Source organism: Paenibacillus sp. Y301 (assembly GCF_059445505.1).
Genome location: NZ_JCAIUL010000005.1, coordinates 42,213 through 67,524, shown reverse-complemented (window position 1 = coordinate 67,524; position 25,312 = coordinate 42,213). Strand labels below are relative to the sequence as shown.

Genomic DNA, 25,312 nt, shown 5'->3' with positions numbered 1-25,312 from the left:
TATCAGCATTTACTTTACGTACCCCAATCAAAATAAGAATGAGCCAAGGAGAACAATAATGTCTTACAAACAGATTAAATGGATGATCCTCTTTCTACCTACATTAACGGTGGGTTTATGGGAATATGTGCGACATACCCTATTAATACATTATGTGTCGATGGACCTTGGAAACGTTCTTAGTCCTGTTATTGTGTATCTTACGAGTCTAACGTTATTGATGCCTCTATTTCGAATGCTAGAGCATAACCAAGAGGAGTTAAATCGAGAGCGAACGGAGAAGGCAGCGTTAGAAGCTAGAGAACTCTTATCAAGAGAACTGCATGATGGCATAGCACAGTCTTTATTCTTATTGTCAGTTCAAATCGATCGCGCTAGTGCTAGAACATCTACGGTAGAGGAACAGGAAGAAATCCAAGAAATACGTAAGACGGTTCACGAAGTCAATCGATATGCTCGCCAGGCCATAACTAATTTGCGTTATCCAGCTACGATCGAGAAGAATGTATTCGAAGATTCCATGAAAGCAAGAATTAGGCATATGGCTCAAGAGACGTTAACAATTCCACCTTCTATTGAATGGGCAATTCCCGATCATTTGCTAAATTCTAAAGAAAAGATTGAGATGTTAGCCTGCATTCGTGAATCTTTACTTAATATCGAAAAACATGCGAAAGCAAACACCATTTCCATCCGTGGAGAAGGATCTGATTCATCGTGGATCGTATCTATCGAAGATAATGGGGTAGGGATGCAAGATGACCTGAATTTATATAAGGACCGTTATGGATTACGAATTATGATGGAAAGAGCACAAGAACTGGGATGGCGAGTGACCATGCCTGTGGTGCCTCTTGGAACAGTCATCGAGATCAGAAAGGAGGCGTTAACATCGTGAGTGTATACCGTGTACTTATTGTTGATGATTCTCAGCATGCTAGAGAAGCCATGATAGATATTCTAGCCGAAGATAGTGATTACGAAGTCATTGGAATCGTGTCTAGTGGTGAAGAAGCGATCGCTATAACAGAGCAACTTATGCCAGACCTCATCTTGATGGATATTCAAATGCAAGGCATAGGAGGTCTTGAGGCAACTCGGATTATCAAATTACAATATCCGTATGTCAAAATCGTTATGATAACGGTGTCTGATGATATCACGCATTTATTTGAAGCTTTAAAACAAGGAGCGCAGGGCTACTTGCTCAAGAATCTTTCTCCCTCCACATGGTTGGCGTATTTACATGCCATTATGCGTGATGATGCACCTCTTAGCCGTGAACTTGCTTTTCAAATATTGAAGGAATTCCCGATATCCGTAGCGAGTGAGGATCATATTCCGCTGACTACCAGAGAGAGAGAAATATTGAATTGGGTTGCGGCAGGCATGACAAATAAAGAAATTGCAACACAACTTGGTATTTCGGATCAGACGGTTAAGAATCATTTGAAGAATATTTTACAGAAACTTCACTTGGAGAACCGAGTACAATTAACCCGTTACGCGGTAGAAAAAGGGCTGGTGAATCGTAAATCTGGACTATTTCATAAACGAAAACGCAATTAAAAAGAGCTTCGCTTGTCCTTTATAGGATTAGCGAAGCTCTTTTAAAATATAGAATCCACAAGTATCTCTGCTTATATGCAGTTTGTACTTCAACGTTAAACGTTTCTTCGCCGCTAAAGGACGGAGTAGCCGTTTATGTTTGATTTATCCAATTGTAATTTTGCCTTCTGGGTATCGGAATGATTCTTTCTGAGGCTTAGGGCTTAGTGCATAGGCTAAGGTCAGAGGACCAAGCCGGCCTAAGAACATTAGAAATGTGATTGCAATCTTCCCAACCGTTGATAGATCAGGGGTCAATCCCATGGAGAGACCACACGTCCCAAAGGCAGAGGTAGCTTCAAAAAGAATCGTTAGAAATTGGCGATCTTCCGTAACGGATAATACCATGGTAAATGCGATGACGAGTAGAAAAGATAATAGTGTAAGTGTAATTGCTTTGTACACAACTTCCTTCGAAATTCGACTTCGGAAGAATACAACATCATCTCTACCTCGAGCCATCGTATACATGGCCCCTATGAGGATGGCAAAGGTCGTGACTTTAATACCACCACCTGTTGAACCAGGTGCTGCGCCTATGAACATCCAGATAATCATGAAAAACTGTGTGGATTGATGCAATTTAGGAATGTCTAATGTTGTAATCCCACCAGAGCGCGTAGTGACAGATTGCAATGTAGAGGCCATGATTTTATCCGAAGGATTAAGACCTTGTAAGGTATGTTCATTCGAGTATTCGAAAATAAAAATAACGACAGACCCGATCACAACTAGTGCAATGGATACCGAAAGAACAACTTTACTATGTAGGGACAATTTTCTTGACTTGCGAAACCCAAGTAGATCGGAGATGACAATAAAACCAATTCCGCCAAGAAAGATGAGTAGAATAATCACGATATTTACAAAAGGATCATTTACGTAAGAATTGAAACTACTGAATGGACCATGAACGGTTCCAAGGATATCTAGTCCAACATTAGTAAATGAAGAAACACTGTGGAATACGCCATAATATAAAGCTTGCCAGATAGGCATGTCCAATGAGAAGCGAATCGCTAATAACAGTGCTCCTACTAGTTCGATCGAGAGAGAATAGAAAATAACTTTGCGCATGAGACGCACAATACCTTCCATGCTGCCATGATTCATCGCTTGCTGTAGAACAAGTCGTTCTTTCACAGAAATCCGTTTGTTGAATACCAAAGCGATCAGGGTAGCCATGGTCGTGAAGCCTAGTCCTCCAATTTGACAAAGACTCAGAATTACGATTTCCCCAAAAGTAGATAGTTGTGTCCCCGGGTCCACAACTGCAAGCCCAGTGACACACGTGGCTGAAGTTGCCATGAATAAGGCATTCATGAAAGATAACGGGGATGTAGATGATGCAATAGGTAATGCCAACAGAATAGTCCCAATTAGAATAATGATGGCAAAGCCAAATACTAGTATCTTTGGGGGTGTTAAAAAATAACGATATAGTTTATTTTTTGGTGTGAATTGCATTTGATTACTCACCTTCTAGAATGTCATTCTTCTCATTATAGTGTACCCATGAATGATAAAACAGTCCCAAACTCCCAATATTTATTATCGTGGGGTATAATAGCATGACAGAAAGTTTTGGAGGGATACATCATGATAAGACCAGCAAGAAAAGAAGATAAACTTTTTGTAACGCGATTACTTTATGATGCATTGCATGACGTTGCGCATCAATTGACGGGACAAGAGGACGAAGAAGATGTCCTTCAGGTTCTAGGACAATATTTCATTCAAGAAGAGGGTCGATTAAGTTACCATCAAATGGTCGTGAAAGAAGTGAATGGTGAGGTTGCGGGAGTTGTTGTTTCTTACGCAGGCTCTGATGCGATTGTATTGGATAAACCGATGATTGATTACTTAAGAAAGTTAAAGAACAACCCTAGTCTTGTGTTAGACAAGGAAGCGGATGAGGATGAATTTTATATAGATACGCTCTCTGTATCTCCTGCATATGGCAGACAAGGCATTGGTAAGGAATTAATGCTTGCTGTTGAGAATGAAGCCATGAAGCGACATTTCACCAAAATTGCGCTGGCGGTAGTTAAAGACAATGAGGGTGCTTATTCTTTGTATCAGAGATCAGGTTATAAGGTGGATAAAGAAATTCCGATCAATGATCACATGTATTATCATATGGTTAAGGAAATATAATGAAATTAAATATGCGGATGTGAGAGGTGTAATTAGATGGGAGAACCGATTAAGAAGAGATCTGAAGTGCTTGAAGAAACGACATGGAATTTAGATGATCTTTTTACAAGTATGGAAGCGTGGAAAGCTGAACTGAAATCGATCCGCGAGGATGTAGGGAATGTAACGCAGTATAAAGGTCGCTTAAGTGAAGGATCTGAAATATTGTTAGCATGCCTTAATGCTCAAGAAGAATTACACGAGCGTGTCTCACGTGCTGCTTCATTCGCGAGGTTACGTCAGACGGAGGATAGTACCAATTCGGACAACTTAGTAAATTCTGCTAAGTCGGGAGATATGGTATCGAGTATTGCATCCGCACTGTCTTTTATCAAGTCTGAGATCATTGCTTTACCTGATGGAACCGTAGAACAATATTTAGAAGAGAACATTGGACTAGCGGATTACAGCAGAAGCTTGAAATTATTGCTAGATTCGAAGTCTCATCGTCTTAGCTCAGAAACCGAAAGTGTTCTTGCATCGATGAGTGAAGTTCTAGATTCCCCGTATCGCGTCTATCTTCGAGCTAAGTTATCGGATATGACGTTTGAGAATGCAACGGATGAGAGTGGGAACTCACAGCCCGTATCGTTCCCTTTATATGAGAATAAATATGAGCAATCTTCAGATACAGTACTTCGTCGATCTGCCTTTGCTTCCTTTAGTCGTTCTCTTCGTACATATCAGAATACATTTGCCGAGGCTTATGCGACGGAAGTCAAGAAACAAGTCGTATTATCGCGACTACGTGGGTATGGATCTGTAACGGAAATGCTCCTACAACCACAGCAAGTGACAACTCAAATGTATGATCAAATTCTTGACACCATTCAAGAGCAATTGGCTCCACATATGCGAAGATATGCGAAGTTGAAGCAACGTGAGTTAGGACTAGAGAAATTGTATTTTTCAGATCTAAAGGCGCCTCTGGATCCGGAGTTTAGTCCAACAACGACTTATTCCGAAGCATGTAACATGATTCAAGAAGCATTGGGTGTTCTAGGGCCAGAATACGGAGAAATTGTGAATTCCGCGTTTAACGAGAGATGGGTAGATTATGCTAACAATGTAGGTAAATCTACTGGAGCATTCTGTTCTTCTGTCTATGGTCAACATTCGTACATCCTTATGACGTGGGCAGATAATATGCGGGGTGCATTCACGCTAGCACATGAAGTAGGTCATGCGGGACATTTGATGCTTGCGGCTAGAAATCAACGTTCAACCAATGCGCGACCGTCCATGTACTTTATCGAAGCACCATCAACAATGAATGAACTTCTACTTGCAGATCATTTAATGACGAATTCAGATGATGACCGTATGAAGCGTTGGGTTATTCTGCAACTTCTGAACACGTATTATCATAATTTTGTGACACATCTGCTTGAAGGTGAGCTTCAACGTCGGATCTATCGCTTAGCTATGAATGATGAGCCTATTACCGCTAAAGTTCTATCGGAACAAAAAGGAGATGTGCTCAAGTCATTTTGGGGTGATTCCGTTGAAATTGATGAAGATGCTAAGTTGACATGGATGCGCCAACCTCATTATTATATGAGTCTATATCCATACACCTATGCCGCTGGATTGACAGCTTCTACTGCCGTTGCACAGATTATTCGTGAAGAGGGTCAACCTGCTGTGGACCGATGGTTGGATGTTCTCAAAGCGGGAGGAAGTATGACGCCATTAGAACTTATGAAGTTAGCTGGTGTCGATATGTCTGATGCAGATCCAATTCATCGAGCTGTCGATTATGTAGGTTCACTAATAAATGAATTAGAATCTCTCTTTTAATAAATAGATAGATCACGTATGTACAACGTCCATACTCTTTCTTCATTACTATCATATACTAGGATATCTTGATAGTGAGGAGGAATGAGAATGAGTACGTTTTTGGATATGAGAAGTTCTATGAATTCATCTGTTTCGGGAGCACCTAATACAGAATTAACTTCTACGCCAGAATTATTTGGAGTTATTGGTCTGCAGACAGGTTTTGTACCAAATCCCATAATTACCTTAAATGGTAATATTTGTTTTGTCGGTGAAGCTGGTGATGAGTATATCATTGAGATTGTCCGTGGAGCCACGTACGTACCTTCGAATGTTATCTATCAGGCAGAAGGATCCATAAGTAGCACAAACGAATACGAGATCATATCGTTTCTTGCACAAGATTTAGCTGCCCCAGCCGCTGCAGAAAGTGTATATTCATCCTACGTATCTGGAGCCTCAACAACGATACGTAACGGACCAGAGGTGTTCTTTGGAAAAGCAGCAACGCCTTGATCCCCATGTTCATATTTTGGAGATAGTTGTAAGAACGTTCCATGTACGATTTGGAGCGTTTTTTTTGATGCCCTTATAAAGTACAATTTACCCACCTCATCTGATGATAAAGTGAGGGGGGAGTTTGTACTTTAACGTGTTTATTCAGTTAATTAGCTCTTCCGTTTATTAATATATTTGAGGCCTTACCGAAATCAAAGGCAACCTTCCCCGTAAGGGTGGCGGTACGCTCAGCTAGAACAACGGCATTTACTCCACAAGTGAAGAGAGCCACATCGAATTCACTCTTGTGATCTACGATCCAACGAAGCGTGTCTGACATTTGTTCGTATTGCCCGAAAGGAATTGTTTGTGAAATCTGGAGTGTGTAAGGTGGCGATTCCAGAACAGACTTCACTTGTAGATCTTCCCTTGTAACGATTAGTAGTCGCTGATTCTTCAACATACTCCAGAACGTGGGTGTATCAACTAATTGGCGATTCAGACAAGCATGGCATGTAAGGAGGGGAGAGATACCAAAGTGAGAAAAAACTTGATCCGTTAACTCTCTTTTTAAATAGGAGGGGGCATTAATGCTTATATCATCATGGGGTAGAATGCCTACGATATCAGCCCGCTGAACGGAGTAAGCTACTTCATCTCTTAATTTAAAATTAGGAAGAAACAACCCCTTTTGACCTCGATTAGCCTTCATTGACCATCGTTCTTGAAGTACCTGATCAATGGGCCACACTGTATCTTGTGCTAATACAAGATTCTCTCCGTCTCCAATACGTACGAGCGATAGCGCTTGACGGGTCGATAATGCATGTTCTATTCGAGTTAGAACCTCATCTAATTCAAGATATCTGCTTTGTTGCATGATCTCCCTCCTAACTGTTGTTCCTATATATATATGTTGCTACAGCAATGCATACTGTGTCATTGACTATCTTCTATAAATTTATACCTATTTAACAATAGAGTTAATGAAGGTGTCCTATCAGATTAGACAGTGGAAACATATATTGTGAAGAACTAAGGGTTTAATTATGTAATGCCAAGGAGGGTGGCTTGGGTGGATATTATTAACAGAATTAAGGACCTTTCGGCTAGAGTCGTCGTTATTGGTCTTGGATATGTAGGGTTACCGATGGCAACTGAGATTGCAATGGCTGGTTATAACGTGTTCGGAATCGATATCGATCCAGTTAAAATTGCAGAATTACACAATGGACGATCTTATATTATAGATATTGAAGACCAAGTTATTGCATCGATAGCTGGGAATTTCCATGTTGGAACGCAATATGATGTCATTCGTCAAGCAGATATTATCATTATCTGTGTTCCTACACCATTGGCGAGGGGGAATCAACCGGATACAACATATATAGAATCTGCTATCCAGATGTCGCTTCCTTACCTCAAGAAGGAAACGCTAATTATTCTGGAGAGCACCACATATCCGGGGACGACGGAGGAGCTTATACGTCAGGTCGTGGAAAATACCAATGCGTGGTCTGCTGGAGACGATTTCTACGTCTGTTATTCTCCTGAAAGAGTGGATCCAGGGAGCAAAGATTATCACGTTAAGAACACACCGAAGATTATAGGAGGAAGTACACCGAACTGTCTGAAAGTTGGGGTTGAATTCTATGGGGGAATTCTTGATCGTATCGTTCCAGTCAGTTCTACAATGGTTGCGGAGACAGCGAAGTTATTTGAGAATACATTCCGCAGTGTGAATATTGCTCTTGTGAATGGAATGGTTCCTATGTGTGAGAAGGCAGGGTTTAGTATTTGGGAAGTGATTGATGCGGCTGCTACTAAACCATTCGGCTATATGACATTCTATCCGGGTCCTGGAATCGGTGGACATTGTATCCCAATAGACCCACTCTATTTGGCATGGAAGTCAGAGCAATATGGCATTCCACTAGAGTTTATTCAACTTGCAGATCGAACGAATCATAATATGACTCTTTATTTGGTCGAACGAATAACAGAGATGTTAAAGAGTGAGGAGAAGTCTATTAACCGTGCAAGAATTGTTCTTGTTGGGATGGCTTATAAAAAAGATATTGATGATGTAAGGGAATCACCTGCCATGGCATTATTTCAAAAGTTGAGAGAAGAAGGCGCTGATGTGTGTTATACAGATCCTTTTGTTTCTCAGTTTAGGTTAAGTAAAGAAATCATAACTTCGGTTGCTCCAGATCCAATATTATGGTCTGAATCCGATATGGTCGTAATCACAACCGATCATAGTAAGGTGGATTATCAGAATATAGCGGACCACGCCCCAATGATCTTTGATACACGAAATGTAATGAAGACATGCCAAGGTGGTCGTATTGTGGTATTAGGAAATCCAGGCTAATACTCAAAATGGAGATGGAATCATCATTGAGTGAGGAGGGCGTTACTCGTGAGCGCAGATGAGAAGTCGACGATAACCATCAGTCTATGTATGATTGTTAAGAATGAAGAGAATACACTCGCAAGGTGTTTAGATTCGATTGCTGATATCGTTGATGAGATTATCATGATCGACACAGGATCTACGGACCTCACATTAGAGGTTGCTGCTCGGTATACAGAACATATACATTCTATATCATGGACTGACGATTTCGCAGCTGCCCGTAATGAATCATTTAAAAGAGCCACGCAGGATTATATCCTGTGGCTAGATGCCGACGATGTCCTATTAGAACGGGACCGTGTACTGTTACGTAAGTTAAAGGAGCATTTGACCTCCAATATCGATGCAGTTATTATGGATTATCACTTAGCAGAAGATGAAGCGGGCCGAGCGACGTTTGCATCTCGTCGAACGCGACTAGTGAAGCGGGATAAGGGATATCGTTGGTATGGGTGTATTCATGAAGACCTAGATATAAGTCGTGGGAACGTTGTATTCACTGATATAGCGATCACACATCGCCGGTCTGAATCGGATCACACAGAACGCAATCATCATATTATGACAAAGTGGTTGACTGAAGAAGAACCACTTGAGGGTCGTATGTTATATCATTACGCGAATGAATGTTGTGATCGACAGGAGTACCCACAAGCTATAACTGCATTTGAGAAGTTATTATCGGAATCGGCGGGGTATCGAGAAGATCGGATTGGGGCTTGCTTAAGATTATCTCAATGTTATGATCAATTAGGAGACATGGAGAATAAGCTTCATAGTCTATTTCGTTCGTTCCGCTATGACAGGCCACAGAGCGATATTTGTTGTGCTATTGGTGAGTGCTTCATGACATGGAAGGAATGGCATACAGCCATTCACTGGTACGAACAATCCGTAGAGCAACAAATCCATAGACATGGGTTGAGACCTGTATCGTTAATCTGTTATACTTGGTTGCCGCATATTCGGTTGAGCTACTGTTATGCGAGTATTGGGGATATGAAACGTTCCTATGAAAACAACGAAAAAGCCCTTATATATTTACCTGAAGACATAGCTCTACTAGGTAATCGAACAAAGCTTAAAAACGCGCTGGGATTATGATAATCTTCCAATATTTGATCGTAAAAGCCTATGCTTTAATTTGATAGGATAGAAGAGCACCCTATTCTATTATAAAGCGAGGCTTTTCTTTTGATAAAAAACCGAATACATTCATCAATCTATAAACTTAGTACACTCATGCTACTCATTATTTTTATGGGAGTGGGTACTGTACCATCGACCATTTCAGCTAATACAAGCAGCAAGCTTCCTTTTGATGATATTTCGAATAGTTATGCTCAGAAAGAAATTGTTCGATTAGCTGGTCTGAACATCATTAATGGTACGAAAGTAAGGACATATGAGCCTCGGAAACCTGTGACTAGGGCAGAGTTTATAACGATGATCGGCAGGGTGCTACGACTGGAACCTGTAGATAACGCCATTGCGTCCTTTACGGATGTTCGAAAGAAGGAATGGTATTATGGGTGGGTACAAGCAGGGGTGAACTTAGGTATAGTGGATGGGGTTCGCCCGGGATTCTTCGAACCTACCCAAGAGATTAGCCGTCAAGAAGCGGCTGCATTAATAGTCCGCGCGATGAAACTTAAGGCTGGAACAACGACTAGTAAACTCACATTCGTTGATTCCGATGATATCGCTACGTGGGCCATTCCGTATGTCTATACGATTCAGAAGGAATCGATCATGTCCGGTGAAGGACATAAGTATCGTCCCAATGATGCTATTACTAGACAAGAAACGGCAGTCGTATTGGACCGGATCCTAGACAGTTCATTCGGGGTTAAAGTGAGGAGTGGGCAGAGTGCTTCTGTTATTCATATGGGATGGCAATACGATAGTACAACAACAGAATTCATAGATCAAGTGGAGTCATCAACCGTTAATACATTGGTACCTAGGTGGTTCTATCTAGAGAATAATGCCGTCATATCGGACCATTCCAATGTAGAATTATTGACCTACGCTAAACAAAACAATAAGAAAATATGGGCGATGTTGGGAAATCACTCGAACTCGGAACTGACACATGAGATATTATCTAGTTCAACCTTGAGAAATAAAGCGATCCAACAAATCACTACGTATGTTCAAAAGTATAAACTAGCAGGTATCAATGTTGACTTTGAAGATGTGAATCCTACGGATCGTCAGAATTTAACCACATTTATTACTACACTTGCTAACCAGCTTCATGAGATAAATGCCGTTCTATCTATTGATGTTTCACCAGATTTAGGAACGGATTGGACGGAAGGGTTTGACTATGCAATGCTGGGTAAATCTGCAGACTATGTCGTGTTAATGGGTTATGATGAGCATTGGGGCGGGTCAACGGTAGCTGGATCTGTCTCTTCACTTCCTTGGGTAGAGAAGGCATTAAGCAAATTGCTCAAATCGGTTGCTTCTAATAAAGTTATAGTTGCACTGCCACTGTATACGCGTGACTGGTCTGTATCTTCAAAGAAGGTCCTATCAGAAGAAATAACGCTACCGTTACAGAATCAAAGAATCATTAAGAGGAATGCTAAACTAACATTTGATACTAGCACAAGTCAATATATAGCGAAGTATACTTTGTTAGGGACGAAACATAGCATTTGGATGGAAGAGAGTCGGTCCTTATCGCTCAAAGCCCATATGGCAGCTAGTAAAGGGGTTGCCGGTTATGCATATTGGTATATGGGTGGTGAGACTCATGATATTTGGGCCGCACTTCGGAATGTCGTTCGTTATTCAGCCTATTAATATGAGAAAATTAGATTTATAACGTGAAAGGAAATTGTAATGAAGAAATCAGCAGCACCTATTCCCATCATCATCCCCCTTCTTATCGGTGTTATCGCAGTCTCCTTTTCGTCCATATTCGTGAAATGGTCTACAGCACCCGCATCGATCCAGGGGATGTATAGACTACTATTCACGGTATTCATGATGCTCCCATTTGGTTTTCGGCGGGGTGCTGAATTGCGCTCCATCTCGGTTAAGAACTGGATCCTATTAGGAGCATCTGGTTTTTTTCTTGCATTACATTTTTTGTTATGGATGGGATCATTAACCTATACGACGGTTTCTAGTTCAACGATTATACTAGCACTGGAACCGGTGTTTATTTGGTGCGGAGCTTATTTTTTATTCAAAGAGAGAATGGCTTCTTTCGCGAAGTTGGGTATGCTAATTGCTGTTGCTGGAGCTGCCTTGATCGGCTGGGGGGATATCGGAATTTCAAATGAAAATCTATATGGAGATTTAATGTCTTTCCTAGGAACGCTTGCTGTCGCCGTACATATGTTAATTGGTCAAAAGCTGCTGTCACAAGTGTCGCCTTACGTATATAACTTGATCGTATTTTCATCTGCGGTGGTAGTGTTTGCTATCTATAATGTGACCATGGGGATATCATTTACGCATTATAATGAGCGAGAATGGGGAATCTTTCTATTATTAGCCATCGTTCCAACCGTGTTCGGACATATGTTGTTTAATTGGTTATTGCAATACATATCTGCTACAACCATTTCTATGAGTATCCTAGGGGAACCCATAGGTGCCAGCTTGCTAGCCTTTTTATTGTTAAATGAGACCATGAGTAATGTACAGATTTGTGGAGGACTTATGGCTATAACGGGTATGATTCTTTTTATGAGAGTCACGAACAGGACGAATAAGAGGGAATCAGTTCATGAGTTAGATGTTGTCTAGCATATCGATTTTATCAACAATTCATTTTGGAAGAATGACATAATTTCCATAACAATGTAAAATAAAAATAGTTATAAAAATCACCTGATCTTCACTAGGTGGAAATCAGTCAAGCATGTATTGTGGGAGGAACTGAAAATGCCGGAAAAGGATTCTATTGATGAACTGCCCAAAGAGCAATTCAATACAAGCGAGTTATTAAAAGCTTTAATAGCTTTTAAAAATGGAGATTTCTCTTATCGAATGCCGTATGACCTCGTTGGCCTAGAGGGTAAAGTTGCGGATTCGTTTAATGAGATTATTGAAATGCAAGAAAGCATGGTAGTAGAGATCCAAACAGTCGCTAAGGTTGTAGGAAAAGAAGGTAATCTATCGAGACGTTTCTCTCATATAAATACAGGTGGATCTTGGACGGTTGCTGTTGAAGCATTGAATGGTATGGTCATTGATCTCATTCAACCTACCAGTGAAATGGTCCGTGTCATCAATGCTGTTGCGGAGGGAGATCTCTCCCAGACTGTAGATCTAGAATTTGAAGGGCGTCCATTAACAGGAGAATTTAAGAAGTCTGCTAACAATATAAATATGATGGTGAATCAGCTAAGTAAATTTGCTTCCGAAGTCACACGTGTTGCGCGTGAAGTGGGCACTGAAGGGAACTTGGGTGGACAAGCTGATGTTGAAGGTGTATCGGGTACTTGGAAGAATTTAACCGATAGTGTTAATAATATGGCCACGAACCTGACAGATCAGGTCCGCAATATAGCTGTTGTAACCACGGCTGTTGCCAATGGAGATCTTTCAAAGAAAATTACGGCAGATGTTCAAGGTGAAATACTTGAGCTGAAGATTACAATCAATACAATGGTAGATCAATTATCAATGTTCGCTTCAGAGGTTACTCGTATGGCACGTGATGTTGGTACCGAAGGTATATTAGGTGGACAGGCAGAGGTAAGCGGCGTGGCAGGAACTTGGCGTGATTTGACAGAGAGTGTTAATTACATGGCTAGTAACTTGACGAATCAGGTCCGCAATATAGCTGAAGTTACAACAGCCGTTGCCAAAGGTGATTTATCGAAGACCATTACGGTAGATGCCAAAGGGGAAATTCTAGAGTTAAAGAGCACGATTAACACGATGGTGGATCAGTTAAGCAATTTTGCATCTGAGGTTACAAGGGTAGCGAGAGAAGTCTCAACTGAAGGTAAACTTGGAGGACAGGCTGATGTTAAAGATGTATCTGGGACATGGAAGGATTTAACGGATAACGTTAATTTCATGGCGGGCACATTAACAGATCAGGTTCGGAACATCGCTGAAGTTACGACAGCGGTTGCAAAGGGTGATCTATCCAAGCAAATTACGGTGAATGCCAAAGGTGAAATCCTTGAACTGAAGAATACCATCAATACCATGGTAGATCAGTTATCCACGTTCGCATCAGAAGTAACACGTGTGGCCCGTGAGGTTGGAACGCTGGGTATGTTGGGTGGACAAGCGAAGGTTAAAGGTGTTGCGGGAACATGGCGTGATTTGACGGAAAGCGTCAATTACATGGCTTCCAATCTAACCGATCAAGTTCGAAATATTGCAGTCGTCACGACCGCGGTTGCTAATGGGGACTTATCTAAGAAAATTACAGCAGATGTTCAAGGTGAAATTCTGGAACTCAAGAACACTATTAATACGATGGTAGATCAACTATCTACGTTTGCATCGGAAGTTACACGAGTATCCCAAGAAGTAGGTACGGAAGGTAAGCTTGGCGGACAAGCGCAAGTGAAGGGCGTAGGTGGAACTTGGAAGGACTTAACTGAGGGCGTTAATGGGATGGCTCGTAATCTGACAGATCAAGTGCGTAATATCGCCGACGTAACGACGTCAGTAGCTAAGGGTGACTTGTCTAAAAAGATTACCGTAGACGTTAAGGGTGAGATGCTTGAGCTGAAGAATACAATGAATACGATGCTAGATCAGCTCAGTAACTTCGCTTCAGAGGTTACTCGTGTGGCCCGTGAGGTCGGAACGGAAGGGAAACTTGGAGCCCAAGCAGATGTGAAAGACGTCTCTGGAACTTGGAAAGACCTGACGGATACCGTGAATTATATGGCTAGCAATTTAACGATTCAAATGCGTAACATTGCAGGTGTCACAACAGCTGTTGCGAACGGAGATTTATCTAAGAAGATAACCGTTGATGTAAAAGGTGAACTTCTGGAACTGAAGAATACGATTAACACCATGGTGGACCAACTGAACTCATTCGCATCAGAAGTAACTCGTGTGGCCCGTGAGGTAGGTACTGATGGGAAGCTCGGAGGGCAATCACAAGTACGTGGTGTTGGCGGAATATGGAAGGACCTCACAGATAACGTTAACATCATGGCGACGAATCTTACGGATCAAGTCCGTGGAATTGCCAAGGTTGTGACAGCTGTTGCGAATGGTAATCTGAAGCAGAAGTTAACGGTCGAAGCAAAAGGCGAAATCGCAGAGTTGACAGATACTATTAACAACATGATTGAGACACTGGCTACGTTCGCAGATCAGGTTACTACAGTAGCTAGAGAAGTGGGAGCTGAAGGGAAACTGGGCGGGCAAGCGAGCGTGCCAGGTGCAGCAGGAACGTGGCGTGATCTTACGGATAATGTTAACTATATGGCGAGTACCTTAACAACCCAAGTGCGGGCTATTACCAATGTAGCCACTGCCGTGACGAAGGGAGACTTATCTCGTACCATTGATGTCGCCGCAGCAGGTGAAGTTGCAGCATTGAAAGATAATGTGAATGAGATGATTCGTAATCTCAAAGAAACGACTCGAATTAATACGGATCAAGATTGGCTGAAGACGAATCTGGCTAAGTTTTCCCGATTGTTACAAGGTCAACGGGATTTATATGCTGTATGTCGTATGATTCTTTCAGAATTAGCACCATTGGTGTCCATGCAACATGGTGTTATCTATATTAACGAAGTAGTGAATGATGAGTCGGTATTATCCCTATTTGCAAGTTATGCTTATCAACAGCGTAAACATCTCTCCAATGAGTATCGAGCTGGTGAAGGGTTGGTTGGTCAATGTCTAATTGAGAAACAACGGATATTATTAACGAATGTACCAAGTGACTATGTTATGATCTCGTCTGGTCTAGGTGAGGCAACACCACTTAACATCGTTCTACTTCCAATCATATTTGAAGATCAAGTCCTTGCTGTATTAGAGTTAGCTTCATTCCGTGCTTTCGGAGAGATTGATATTGCCTTCCTAGATCAATTGACGGAATCGATAGGTATTGTTATTAATACGATGCAAGCGAACCAACGTACTGAAGAACTTCTAATTCAATCACAGTCTTTAACAGAGAAGCTACAGAAACAGCAAATGGAGTTACAGAACACGAATGAAGAATTAGAGGATAAGGCGAAACTCCTAGTTCTTCAGAAAGCAGAAGTCGAGAGTAAGAATAACGAAGTTGAAATTGCGAAGAGTTTCTTAGAAGAAAAAGCAGAACAATTAGCTTTGACTTCCAAATATAAATCTGAATTCTTAGCTAATATGTCTCATGAACTTCGCACACCACTTAATTCATTACTATTGCTCGCAGAACAACTTGCTGAGAATCCGGAAGCTAATCTATCCAGCAACCAAGTTAAATTTGCCAAAACAATTCAAGATTCCGGGTTCGATCTCCTTAATTTAATTAACGATATCCTAGATTTATCTAAGATTGAATCAGGAACGATAACACCGGATTATACGGAAATTAAATTGTTGGATTTAGTGGATGGATTAGATCGTACGTTCCGTCATATGGTGGATGATAGCAGACTTGAATTCCACATCAAGACGGAATCGAATGTTCCTGATACCCTAGTGACGGATGTAAAGAGACTCCAACAAGTTCTGAAGAATCTCTTGTCCAATGCATTCAAGTTCACGGAAGAAGGACAGGTCATGCTTCAGATCCGTAGAGCAACCGATGGATGGAATGTAGCAAATTCGACGTTGAGTAATGCGGCAATGGTGTTGTGTTTCTCTGTAAGTGACACCGGGGTAGGCATTCCAGAAGATAAACAGCGCATTATATTTGAAGCCTTCCAACAAGCTGATGGAAGCACCAACCGGGTATATGGAGGTACTGGACTAGGTCTTGCCATTTCTCGTGAAATTGCGAGTATGCTCGGTGGAGAAATTACATTATATAGTGTCGTTGATAAAGGAAGTTACTTCAATTTATACTTGCCGGTAGATGCTGAGTATCAAGAGATTGAAGTGGAGACGAAATATATCCCTGAGGTCATTGATGTCACACCTCCTGAGCGGAGATATACGGATAGTAGAAAATCAGACAATGATATCATCGATGATCGTGACCTGATCGAACCAGGTGACCGTGTGTTTCTAATTATTGAGGACGATTTAAAGTTTAATGAAATTGTCTTAGAACTTCTGCATAAAAGAAATATCAAAGCTGTTATCACAACCAAAGGTTCAAATGCACTTGAACTAGCCAGAAAGTATAACCCTGTTGCCATTACGCTTGACCTGCGATTAAAAGACACGGACGGATGGCTTGTTATTGAACACTTAAAGAATGATGTGAGTGTGAGACATATTCCTGTCTGCGTAATTAGTGTGGAGGAAGATAAAGTCCAACTGATGCAAAAGGGTGTATACGATTATATTTGTAAGCCTGTTAATAACGAGGAACTTGAGAATACATTGGATAACTTAAATCGTTATGCAGATCAGACTATTCATAATCTCCTGCTTGTGAATAGTGATGATGGCATTCGCCAGCAGTGGAAAGAATGTATCGATAATGAAGATGTACAAGTGCACGATACAGACTCGGGTCGTCACGCATTAGAGTATTTAAAAGCTAATGATGTGGAATGTCTATTAGTAGACAATGAATTGCAGGATATGGAGGTCCTTCATTTCATTCGGGAGATACAAAAGAATTCCAAAAATAAATTCTTAAGAATTGTGTTGTTTAGAAAGCAGAAATGGACACACGAGGAAGAGCATGATCTTGAAGATCTAATGAAAGTGGCTGTTATTCGTGAAGTGAAGTCGACGATTCAGATGATGGATGAAACAAGTGTATTCCTACATCGCAAGTCTGAGAATCTACCTGAAGGATCGCGTGAAGCGATTATCAAACTTCATCAATCTGATGAAATGATTAAGTATAAGAAGGTACTTGTTGTGGATGATGATATCCGTAACATATTTGCTCTCACAACCATTCTTGAACGTCATAATATGATGGTAACTTCTGCAGAGAATGGGCACGAAGCCATTACACTTCTAGAGCAATCACCGGACATTGACATTGTACTAATGGATATTATGATGCCGATTATGGACGGATATGAGACTACTCGTGCAATTCGTGAAAAACCTGAGTTTCAAAAGTTGCCAATTATTGCATTGACTGCGAAAGCAATGGCTGGCGATCGTGAGGAATGCTTAGAAGCAGGGGCCTCAGATTACATTACGAAACCCGTAAATAGTGCACATCTATTGTCCATGATTCGTAGCTGGTTAGATGAAGAAGTTGAAGAAGTATCTGAAGAGGATTAAGTGTTGAGTATAGCAGGTCAAGTTTTTTTTCCTTGAACCTGCTATTCTTATTTTTGATCATCCAAGATAAGGATGGTTGTTGGAATTAAAATACAGTAAGACATACTTTCGTATGCATCTTTTTGTCATAACTTTTGTATGCTATACGGAGATGGTGTATAATCTTGTTGTTTGGACTTGAATTTACTTCACCAACTCGAAACAGTTTGGTTATAATAAGAAGACCATAATAGAATGAGGGATAAGAGCATGATTACAATTAAAACGAAAGATCAGATTCAAAAGATGAAATTAGCTGGTGAAATATTAGCGGCCTGTCATCGTGAAATTAGTAAGATGATTGTTCCTGGAATAGCTACGCTTGAGATTGATCGATTTGCTGAAGAATTTATGATTAAGAATGGCGCTACACCGGAACAAAAAGGGTACAATGGGTATCGCTTTGCTACATGCGCTTCTGTAAATGATGTTATTTGTCATGGATTTCCGACGCACACGAAGCTAAAAGAAGGGGACATCGTGACCATCGATATGGTCGTTAATTTAAATGGCTGGTTAGCGGATTCAGCTTGGTCATACCCCGTAGGTCAGATATCTGAGAAATCACAGAAACTCTTAGATGTAACCAAAGAATCCTTATATAAAGGGATTGAGATGGCAGTTGTAGGAAACCGCATTGGAGATATTTCGCATGCTGTTCAAGTCCATGCTGAAGCAGAAGGGTTCTCTGTCGTACGAGAATTCATAGGACATGGTATTGGCAAGGATATGCATGAGGAACCTCAAGTTCCACATTATGGTCCAGCAAATGTCGGTCCAAGATTGAAAGAAGGCATGGTCATTACCATTGAACCTATGCTTAATACCGGTACTTATCGTAGCAAAATAGATGCAGATGGTTGGACAGCTAGAACAGTTGATGGTGGCTTGTCGGCACAGTATGAACATACTTTAGCTATTACGGCTGACGGTCCGATCATTCTAACGGATCAAGGTCTATAAGAAACATAATCATGTAACACAAGCAGCAGGTCAAGGTGTCAGCCTTGATCCGCTCTTTGGTGTTTCCGGTATATTGTGGCTTATTTTTTAGTGGTAGTTAATCTACCTTTGCACCATAAGAACGTGTAAAGGTAGCCGCTTGGGTGAGATCCATTCTAACGCCTTTGATGTCGAGAGACTTAAAGTCAATTCTATCGAGAATAGCACCGCGTAGATCAGCACCCGCTAGTTTGGCTTGACTCAATTGAACGCCAGTTAAATTGGCTTCTCTCAGATCAGCTTTTTCTAAATTGGATTGAACAAAATCTGCTTCCGTAAACCGGACTTTCCGTAAGTCTTGCTTGCTTAGGTTTACATGTCGCAGATTCGTGTAGGACCAATCTCCTTCTTGTATTGTGATTCCATCCATGCGTGCTTGAACAAAGTCGGAACCTACCATTTTGCAATTTTCAAATTTAGATACGAACAAGTTACTTCCTTTAAAAATGCAATTGGTAAAGGCAGAGCCAATATGCTGTGACGCATTAAGATTCGCATTTGTGAAATTACAATTAATAAATTGGCAGTTTGTGGTTGAGACTTCTTCTAAGGGTGTTCCGCTAAAGTTACATTCTTGAAAGGTACAATTCGTCAGTTCGCCATAGCATAAATCGGATTTACTGAAATCAATATGATCATAGTTTTGATCTATATGAAAAAACATCATATCATCTCCTTAATAGGTTCTATTATAATATATCTATCTATATTTGATAAAGAATTAGAAATGGGAATATCGTAAAGTTGAATATCTACTGTTAGTTTGTTATGGTTAATTGTAAGATCTACGAAGACTATATCATCTTTTGAAAGTGAGAAGTGAAACAATGAAATCAATTGCATGGGTTACAGATAGTACATGTACTATTGACCCTGATTTTGCTAGAGAGAATCACATTTATATTGTTCCTTTGCGACTTATATTTGGAAACGATTGTTACAAAGAAACGATAGAGATAACGAACGACGAAGTATACGAGAAACTTAAGGTTTATGAAAAAGCAGGCAGTTCACAACCTCCGATAGGGGAGTTTATTGAACTGTATGAATCGTTAAAAGATAAATATGATGAAATCATAGCAATTCATTGTTCTTCCTCACTTAGTGGAACTTTTCACAATTCGATCCAAGCAGCAGAAATAGCTGAGGCAACGGTCATTGGGATAGATACAGAGGCAGGTGCCTTTCCGATTAGAGAGATGATTATGTATGGGCTTAGATTGCAACATGAGGGATTATCAGCACAGGAGATTAAGAATAACATTCAACCTATGATTGATAATACGAAGTTTTTCCTTATTCCTGCTAATTTACACCAACTTCATCGTAGTGGCAGAGTATCAGGTACACAGTTGTTGATTAGTAACTTGCTTCGAATCCAATTAATTATACGTTTCGACCATGGTAAGATTCTTGTTGATGAGAAAATACGTACCTTTAAGAAAGCAAAGCATAGAATTATTGAACATTTAAAGACTGACATCGAAAAGATAAAAACCGTTTGTATTATGCATGCAAATAATTTATCCGTAGCGCATGAGATTGAACAGGAGATCGCTGAAGATCATCCACATCTCAAAATTGAAATTATGACATTCATTCCTGTGGTTGGAATTCTTGCTGGTGAGGGAACGATTGGATTATCATGGATTAATAATTATTAACCACAATATGTTATGGAAGCGTTCATATTTATGAGAGCTGTAGGCGAATGTGCCTGCAGCTCTTTTTTATTAATGGAGCTACTTATTGAAATCCAGACTAGGGTTAGCATATGTTGAGCAAAATACAATGAGTGAGTGTCATTTTGACATGGAATTTGTATTATTTTGAAAATTCATATATAATATAAAAAGTAAGTACATAACATTAAGGGAGGAACTATAATTATGGAAAAAGGGTTTTTTGAAGCAATTAAAAATAGACGTTCAATTTATGCAATTAGTAAAGAATCTGTGGTGTCTGACGAAAGAATTCAAGAAATCGTGAGCGATGCTGTAAAACATACGCCATCTTCTTTTAACTCTCAAAGTGCAAGAGTGGTCGTTCTTCTTGGAGAGCAACATGATAAACTGTGGAATATTACTGAAAACACACTTAAGAAAATGGTTCCTGATGATAAATTTGCACCAACAGCTGAGAAAATGGCAATGTTCCGTAATGGTTACGGTACCGTGTTGTTCTTTGAAGACCAAGAAGTTATTGAAGGATTGCAGACGGCATTTGCTTCTTACGCAGATAATTTCCCAATCTGGTCTCTACAATCATCAGGAATGCATCAATTGGTTATTTGGACAGGTCTTGAAAATGAAGGTTTCGGTGCATCATTACAGCATTACAATCCATTGATTGATGATGAAGTGAAACAAACTTGGAATATTCCAGCATCATGGAAACTTCTAGCTGAAATGCCATTTGGAAAAGTAGTAGCACCAGCTGGAGAGAAAGAATTCAAGCCTTTAGAAGATCGAGTTAAAGTGTTTAAATAATACTACAAGTGTCAGAAAATTATTTCTAACTAAAGCCGGTCCTCGATACTATAATTGTTCATATAGTATAGGGGGGCTTTTTTATTATTTGAGAATTTGTTGCAATGTAGACTATAATATAGTGTACATACAACAATATAGTAAGTGATTGACAGACGGGAGAGTAGAAAATAATGCAACTCATAGATCAGACAAATGTTCAGTTGATCATAGATCAGCTCAAAAACCAAGACCTATATATCCATCTTGAGATGACAACGGGAGCTTATGCCTCTCACCATGATGACTCAAAGTTCACAGCATCCACATTTATCCGTAATGGACATATTCGATATACTTTAGGTTCAATTGAAGGAAGTGGGCCTTATCGTGTTGGGCTCAAGATCGATCAAGGATGGGTATACTCTCAAGGATTAACGCATTGGGATGAGACGGATACGGAACGTCTAATACTCGCAGGTCATGATAACGACGGTAAATTAGTCGTATCTCTACAATTAAGTAAAGAACCATTTTAATATTAAATAGAGAGAGAGGGTTAATTCATATGGAACGTCAGATATTAGTAGTACTACCACATCCAGATGATGAATGCTTTGGTCTCTCTGGAACATTAGCCAAGCACATCACTGAAGGCACACCTGTAACGTATGCCTGTTTAACTTTAGGAGAAATGGCTCGGAACATGGGCAATCCACTATTTGCTAATCGAGTCACACTTCCAGAGATTCGTAAAATGGAACTGCTAGAATCATGTAAGTCTATTGGGATAACCGATGTAAGAATGATGGGTTATCATGATAAAACGATTGAATTCGAAGATCATGAAGCAATGAGCGAGAGACTTGGAGATTTGATCAAGGAGCTGAATCCTTCTCTTGTTGTTACTTTTCATCCCCTGTATAGTGTTCATCCAGATCATGATGCTACAGGCGCAGCAGTTATACGTACGATCGCGAAGATGCCGAAGGACCAAAGACCAGTCGTCCATTGTATGGCTTTTACGAAGGGCTGTGAGGAAATATTGGGACATTCTGACGTAAAAGTCGATGTTAGTGCTTTTCTTAAGCAGAAGATCGGCTCGATTCAATCTCATCGTTCACAGTGGCAGTTACCTGTAGATAGCCAAATGGTAGAGAGCGAAGCCATGAAGGAAAGATTCGGAACTGAGCGATTCTGGACTTATGTTATAGAATAAAATGAGATTAGGGTACTTGCAAGTTTGAAATAGAAAATAAGAAGCCGAGCCTTTAAGCTCGGCTTTGTTGTATAGTCCATGATATGAAAGTGTTAAAAATGGATGAATTCGGTACAATATAAGAAGTAGAGTAAGACTATACGCTAAGAGGGTAGTGTGATTTGATCGTGAAGAAGAATAACAAACCCATGATTCTAATGTTCCTAATGTGTATAATCCTCGTCCTTGGAGGGTGTGGTTCAACGGAATCGAGCCAGACAACTCCTAATTCTTCATTAGGTAATGAGGCGGAATCACCGAATCCTTCGCAATCCTCTCCTGATGGGACTGGATCGGGTGATCAGAATGATCCTTTAGAAGTAGTAACCGACTCCACACAAGAACTCTTGGAGACGATGAGTATGGATGAGAAGATAGGACAGCTGGTTGTCGTTGGCATGGATGGGACACAACAGAATGAGGATACTCAGAAATTTATTAAGGACTACCATGTGGGTGGATTTATCTTCTATAAAGATAATATTGAGAATACGGAACAATCATTACGTCTGTTTAACGAGTTGAAGAGTAGTAATGAGGGCAATAAAGTCCCACTCTGGATGAGTATAGATGAAGAGGGGGGCCGAGTGACTCGGATGCCTAACGAATTTCTGAAGCTACCTACGAATCAAGCTATTGGGTTGAAAAACGATAGCGAGTTATCCAATCAAATTGGGCAGATTCTTGGTCAAGAATTAAAAGGTTTTGGATTGAATATGGACTTCTCTCCTGTGCTTGATATTAATAGTAACCCGAATAACCCAGTCATTGGAGATCGTTCTTTCGGTGATCAAGCGAAACTCGTCAGCTCGCTTGGTATAGCCACGATGAAAGGCATCCAATCCCAAGGGGTTGTGCCGGTTGTTAAACATTTTCCAGGTCATGGAGATACGTCGGTCGACTCTCATATCGGCTTGCCTGTTGTGGAGAATGATCTAGAACGGTTACGTAAGTTAGAATTAGTTCCTTTTCGAGAAGCTATTCAACAACAAGCAGAAGTCGTTATGATTGCACATCTTCTGATGCCTAAGGTAGACCCAGATAACCCCGCATCCTTATCTAAGATTGTTATTACGGATATTTTACGTGAGGAGCTAGGCTTCAATGGCATTGTAATGACGGATGATATGACCATGGGAGCCATTGCTGACAATGTTGACTTGCAGGAGGCTTCCGTCCAAACGATCCTAGCGGGTACTAATATTGTTCTTGTTGGTCATGATGCACAGAAAGGCGTAGCCGTAATACAAGCTTTGACAGATGCAGTGGAGAACGGTAAAATTTCAGAAGATGTGCTCAACAGTCGAGTCTACACGATATTGAAGCTTAAAGAGAAATATGGATTAACGAACGAAGCTGCCAAAGGGCCCAATGTCCAATCTCTAAATTCAGATATACGAAAGATACTTGACCAGGTAGGGAAGTAACGAAATAAAAAAGACAATCTAAGGGAGGCATTATACATGGTAGATCATCATGGGAAATTGTTTGTGTTTGTTGGCTCATACGCTGAATCGGAAGATAGCGGTGTATATGTGTATTCTTTGGATGAAAGTACAGGGGAATTAACCCGTTTACAAGACGTTGCTGGACTTAAAAATCCGACTTTTTTAAATATAGACCCGAATCAACACAAATTATATGCCATTTCAGAAACACAGCCCTTGGAAGGTACTAAAATCGGGGAAGTTGTTGCCTACTCCATCGATCCTACCACGGGCAATCTCAAGTTGCTTGATCGCAAGAATAGTGTAGCTGCGACCACATGCCATATTCAACGCGATCCATCAGAGAAGTTCCTTACCGTGACTAGTTATCATGGAGGAATGATCGGTCTAATGGCTATTGAACAGGATGGAAGCGTAGGAGAACTATTAGATGTGCAACAGCATGAAGGCCACAGCGTACATAAGAATCAGGATCGACCACATCCACATTCCTCTTTCTATAGTCCAGATGGTAAATATGTATTTGTGCAAGATCTTGGATTGGATATCATTCAAGCCTATCATATCGATCCAGACAAGCAGCAGCTGATCAAGAAGGGAACAACTCATCTCCATCCAGGAGCTGGACCTAGACATCTCGTGTTTCACCCACATGGAACGTACGCTTTTGTCATTAACGAACTGAACTCGACCATCACATCGTTTGCCTATGATGCTGAGAGCGGTGAATTAACGGAGCAAGAGACAGTGCCAACACTTCCGTCAGATTTCACAGGGGAGAATGGTTGTGCAGAGATTACAACTTCTCAAGATGGTAAATATGTGTATGGCTCAAATCGTGGACATGATAGCATTGTTGTCTATGCTTTTGATGAAGAGTCAGGCAAACTTACTTATGTGGAACATGTATCTGTAGAAGGAGAACATCCTCGTCACTTCGCGATAACGCCCAAAGGAGACTACCTCATCGTGGCTAATCGTGATACGAACAACCTTACCACATTCCGTGTGAATCAGGAGTCGGGTAGACTGGAATATACGGGCATAAGCGTAACGGTGTCTAAGCCGGTATGTGTTCAACCTTATTATTTGTAAATATCGATTAATACCGAAAATCTAACTTTTATAAGAAGAACCTATTCAATTCAGTAAATGCTGAAGGATAGGTTCTTTTTAGTATGATAAAGGGGAATTCGAGTGAATAGGAGAAGTAACTAATATGTCG

Annotated in this window: 20 protein-coding genes; 17 read left to right on the top strand and 3 right to left on the bottom strand. The window is 40.6% G+C overall.

The genetic code is table 11. From position 1 onward, the window contains the following. The first annotated feature begins 58 nt into the window (after window positions 1-58). Both AC1D69_RS10610 and AC1D69_RS10605 read left to right on the top strand, forming a co-directional pair. Window positions 59-898, top strand: coding sequence for a sensor histidine kinase (locus AC1D69_RS10610; protein ID WP_495456133.1), 840 nt, complete (start codon window positions 59-61; stop codon window positions 896-898). Further along, window positions 895-1,569 (top strand): response regulator, encoded by a 675-nt coding sequence (locus AC1D69_RS10605; protein ID WP_495456132.1) that lies wholly within the window; start codon window positions 895-897, stop codon window positions 1,567-1,569. The genes AC1D69_RS10610 and AC1D69_RS10605 overlap by 4 nt, the downstream gene beginning before the upstream one ends. A gap of 144 nt (window positions 1,570-1,713) precedes the next feature. Here the strand turns inward: AC1D69_RS10605 and AC1D69_RS10600 are convergent, their stop codons facing one another. Continuing rightward, on the bottom strand, window positions 1,714-3,075 hold the full coding sequence (locus AC1D69_RS10600) for a TrkH family potassium uptake protein (RefSeq protein WP_495456131.1): 1,362 nt from the start codon (window positions 3,073-3,075) through the stop codon (window positions 1,714-1,716). A gap of 132 nt (window positions 3,076-3,207) precedes the next feature. Between AC1D69_RS10600 and AC1D69_RS10595 the strand changes: the two genes are divergently transcribed. The 3 genes from AC1D69_RS10595 (at window position 3,208) to AC1D69_RS10585 (ending at window position 6,102) form a co-directional block, all read left to right on the top strand. Beyond that, the gene (locus AC1D69_RS10595; RefSeq protein ID WP_495456130.1) at window positions 3,208-3,765 is read left to right on the top strand and encodes a GNAT family N-acetyltransferase; all 558 of its coding nucleotides are present in this window, start codon (window positions 3,208-3,210) and stop codon (window positions 3,763-3,765) included. A gap of 36 nt (window positions 3,766-3,801) precedes the next feature. Further along, window positions 3,802-5,604 carry an oligoendopeptidase F gene (pepF, locus tag AC1D69_RS10590; RefSeq protein WP_495456129.1) on the top strand — a complete coding sequence of 601 codons (1,803 nt, stop codon included), beginning with the start codon at window positions 3,802-3,804 and terminating at the stop codon, window positions 5,602-5,604. A gap of 90 nt (window positions 5,605-5,694) precedes the next feature. Then, complete coding sequence (locus AC1D69_RS10585) at window positions 5,695-6,102, top strand: hypothetical protein (RefSeq protein WP_495456128.1); 408 nt, start codon at window positions 5,695-5,697, stop codon at window positions 6,100-6,102. Between the two features lie 148 nt (window positions 6,103-6,250). Here the strand turns inward: AC1D69_RS10585 and AC1D69_RS10580 are convergent, their stop codons facing one another. Beyond that, the gene (locus tag AC1D69_RS10580; RefSeq protein WP_495456127.1) at window positions 6,251-6,964 is read right to left on the bottom strand and encodes a GT-D fold domain-containing glycosyltransferase; all 714 of its coding nucleotides are present in this window, start codon (window positions 6,962-6,964) and stop codon (window positions 6,251-6,253) included. 195 nt (window positions 6,965-7,159) lie between these two features. On the opposite strand from AC1D69_RS10580, the gene AC1D69_RS10575 reads away from it, so the two are divergent. The 6 genes from AC1D69_RS10575 to map all read left to right on the top strand — a co-directional run bounded on the left by AC1D69_RS10575 (window position 7,160) and on the right by map (window position 18,874). Then, entirely contained in the window at window positions 7,160-8,464 is a 1,305-nt protein-coding gene (locus tag AC1D69_RS10575) for a nucleotide sugar dehydrogenase (protein WP_495456126.1), read from the top strand. 48 nt (window positions 8,465-8,512) lie between these two features. Next, window positions 8,513-9,613 (top strand): glycosyltransferase, encoded by a 1,101-nt coding sequence (locus AC1D69_RS10570; protein ID WP_495456125.1) that lies wholly within the window; start codon window positions 8,513-8,515, stop codon window positions 9,611-9,613. 138 nt (window positions 9,614-9,751) lie between these two features. Continuing rightward, window positions 9,752-11,323 carry an S-layer homology domain-containing protein gene (locus AC1D69_RS10565; protein WP_495456124.1) on the top strand — a complete coding sequence of 524 codons (1,572 nt, stop codon included), beginning with the start codon at window positions 9,752-9,754 and terminating at the stop codon, window positions 11,321-11,323. 39 nt (window positions 11,324-11,362) lie between these two features. After that, window positions 11,363-12,277: a DMT family transporter gene (locus tag AC1D69_RS10560; protein ID WP_495456123.1), complete on the top strand. Its 915-nt coding sequence runs from the start codon at window positions 11,363-11,365 to the stop codon at window positions 12,275-12,277. 138 nt (window positions 12,278-12,415) lie between these two features. Then, on the top strand, window positions 12,416-17,872 hold the full coding sequence (locus AC1D69_RS10555; RefSeq protein ID WP_495456122.1) for a HAMP domain-containing protein: 5,457 nt from the start codon (window positions 12,416-12,418) through the stop codon (window positions 17,870-17,872). A 249-nt stretch (window positions 17,873-18,121) separates the two neighbouring features. Then, entirely contained in the window at window positions 18,122-18,874 is a 753-nt protein-coding gene (gene map, locus AC1D69_RS10550) for a type I methionyl aminopeptidase (protein ID WP_495456121.1), read from the top strand. A gap of 97 nt (window positions 18,875-18,971) precedes the next feature. Here map and AC1D69_RS10545 read toward each other — a convergent pair whose 3' ends face one another. Continuing rightward, the gene (locus AC1D69_RS10545) at window positions 18,972-19,577 is read right to left on the bottom strand and encodes a pentapeptide repeat-containing protein (RefSeq protein ID WP_495456381.1); all 606 of its coding nucleotides are present in this window, start codon (window positions 19,575-19,577) and stop codon (window positions 18,972-18,974) included. A 163-nt stretch (window positions 19,578-19,740) separates the two neighbouring features. On the opposite strand from AC1D69_RS10545, the gene AC1D69_RS10540 reads away from it, so the two are divergent. The 6 genes from AC1D69_RS10540 (at window position 19,741) to AC1D69_RS10515 (ending at window position 25,182) form a co-directional block, all read left to right on the top strand. Continuing rightward, window positions 19,741-20,577, top strand: a complete 837-nt coding sequence (locus AC1D69_RS10540; protein WP_495456120.1) for a DegV family protein — start codon at window positions 19,741-19,743, stop codon at window positions 20,575-20,577. 225 nt (window positions 20,578-20,802) lie between these two features. Further along, window positions 20,803-21,402 (top strand): nitroreductase family protein, encoded by a 600-nt coding sequence (locus AC1D69_RS10535; RefSeq protein WP_495456119.1) that lies wholly within the window; start codon window positions 20,803-20,805, stop codon window positions 21,400-21,402. A gap of 173 nt (window positions 21,403-21,575) precedes the next feature. Then, entirely contained in the window at window positions 21,576-21,920 is a 345-nt protein-coding gene (locus AC1D69_RS10530; RefSeq protein WP_495456118.1) for a YojF family protein, read from the top strand. 29 nt (window positions 21,921-21,949) lie between these two features. Then, window positions 21,950-22,600 carry a bacillithiol biosynthesis deacetylase BshB2 gene (gene bshB2, locus AC1D69_RS10525; RefSeq protein WP_495456117.1) on the top strand — a complete coding sequence of 217 codons (651 nt, stop codon included), beginning with the start codon at window positions 21,950-21,952 and terminating at the stop codon, window positions 22,598-22,600. Between the two features lie 167 nt (window positions 22,601-22,767). Beyond that, the gene (gene nagZ / locus AC1D69_RS10520) at window positions 22,768-24,066 is read left to right on the top strand and encodes a beta-N-acetylhexosaminidase (protein ID WP_495456116.1); all 1,299 of its coding nucleotides are present in this window, start codon (window positions 22,768-22,770) and stop codon (window positions 24,064-24,066) included. Window positions 24,067-24,102: 36 nt separating this feature from the next. Then, window positions 24,103-25,182: a lactonase family protein gene (locus tag AC1D69_RS10515; protein ID WP_495456115.1), complete on the top strand. Its 1,080-nt coding sequence runs from the start codon at window positions 24,103-24,105 to the stop codon at window positions 25,180-25,182. The last annotated feature ends 130 nt before the right edge of the window (window positions 25,183-25,312 follow it).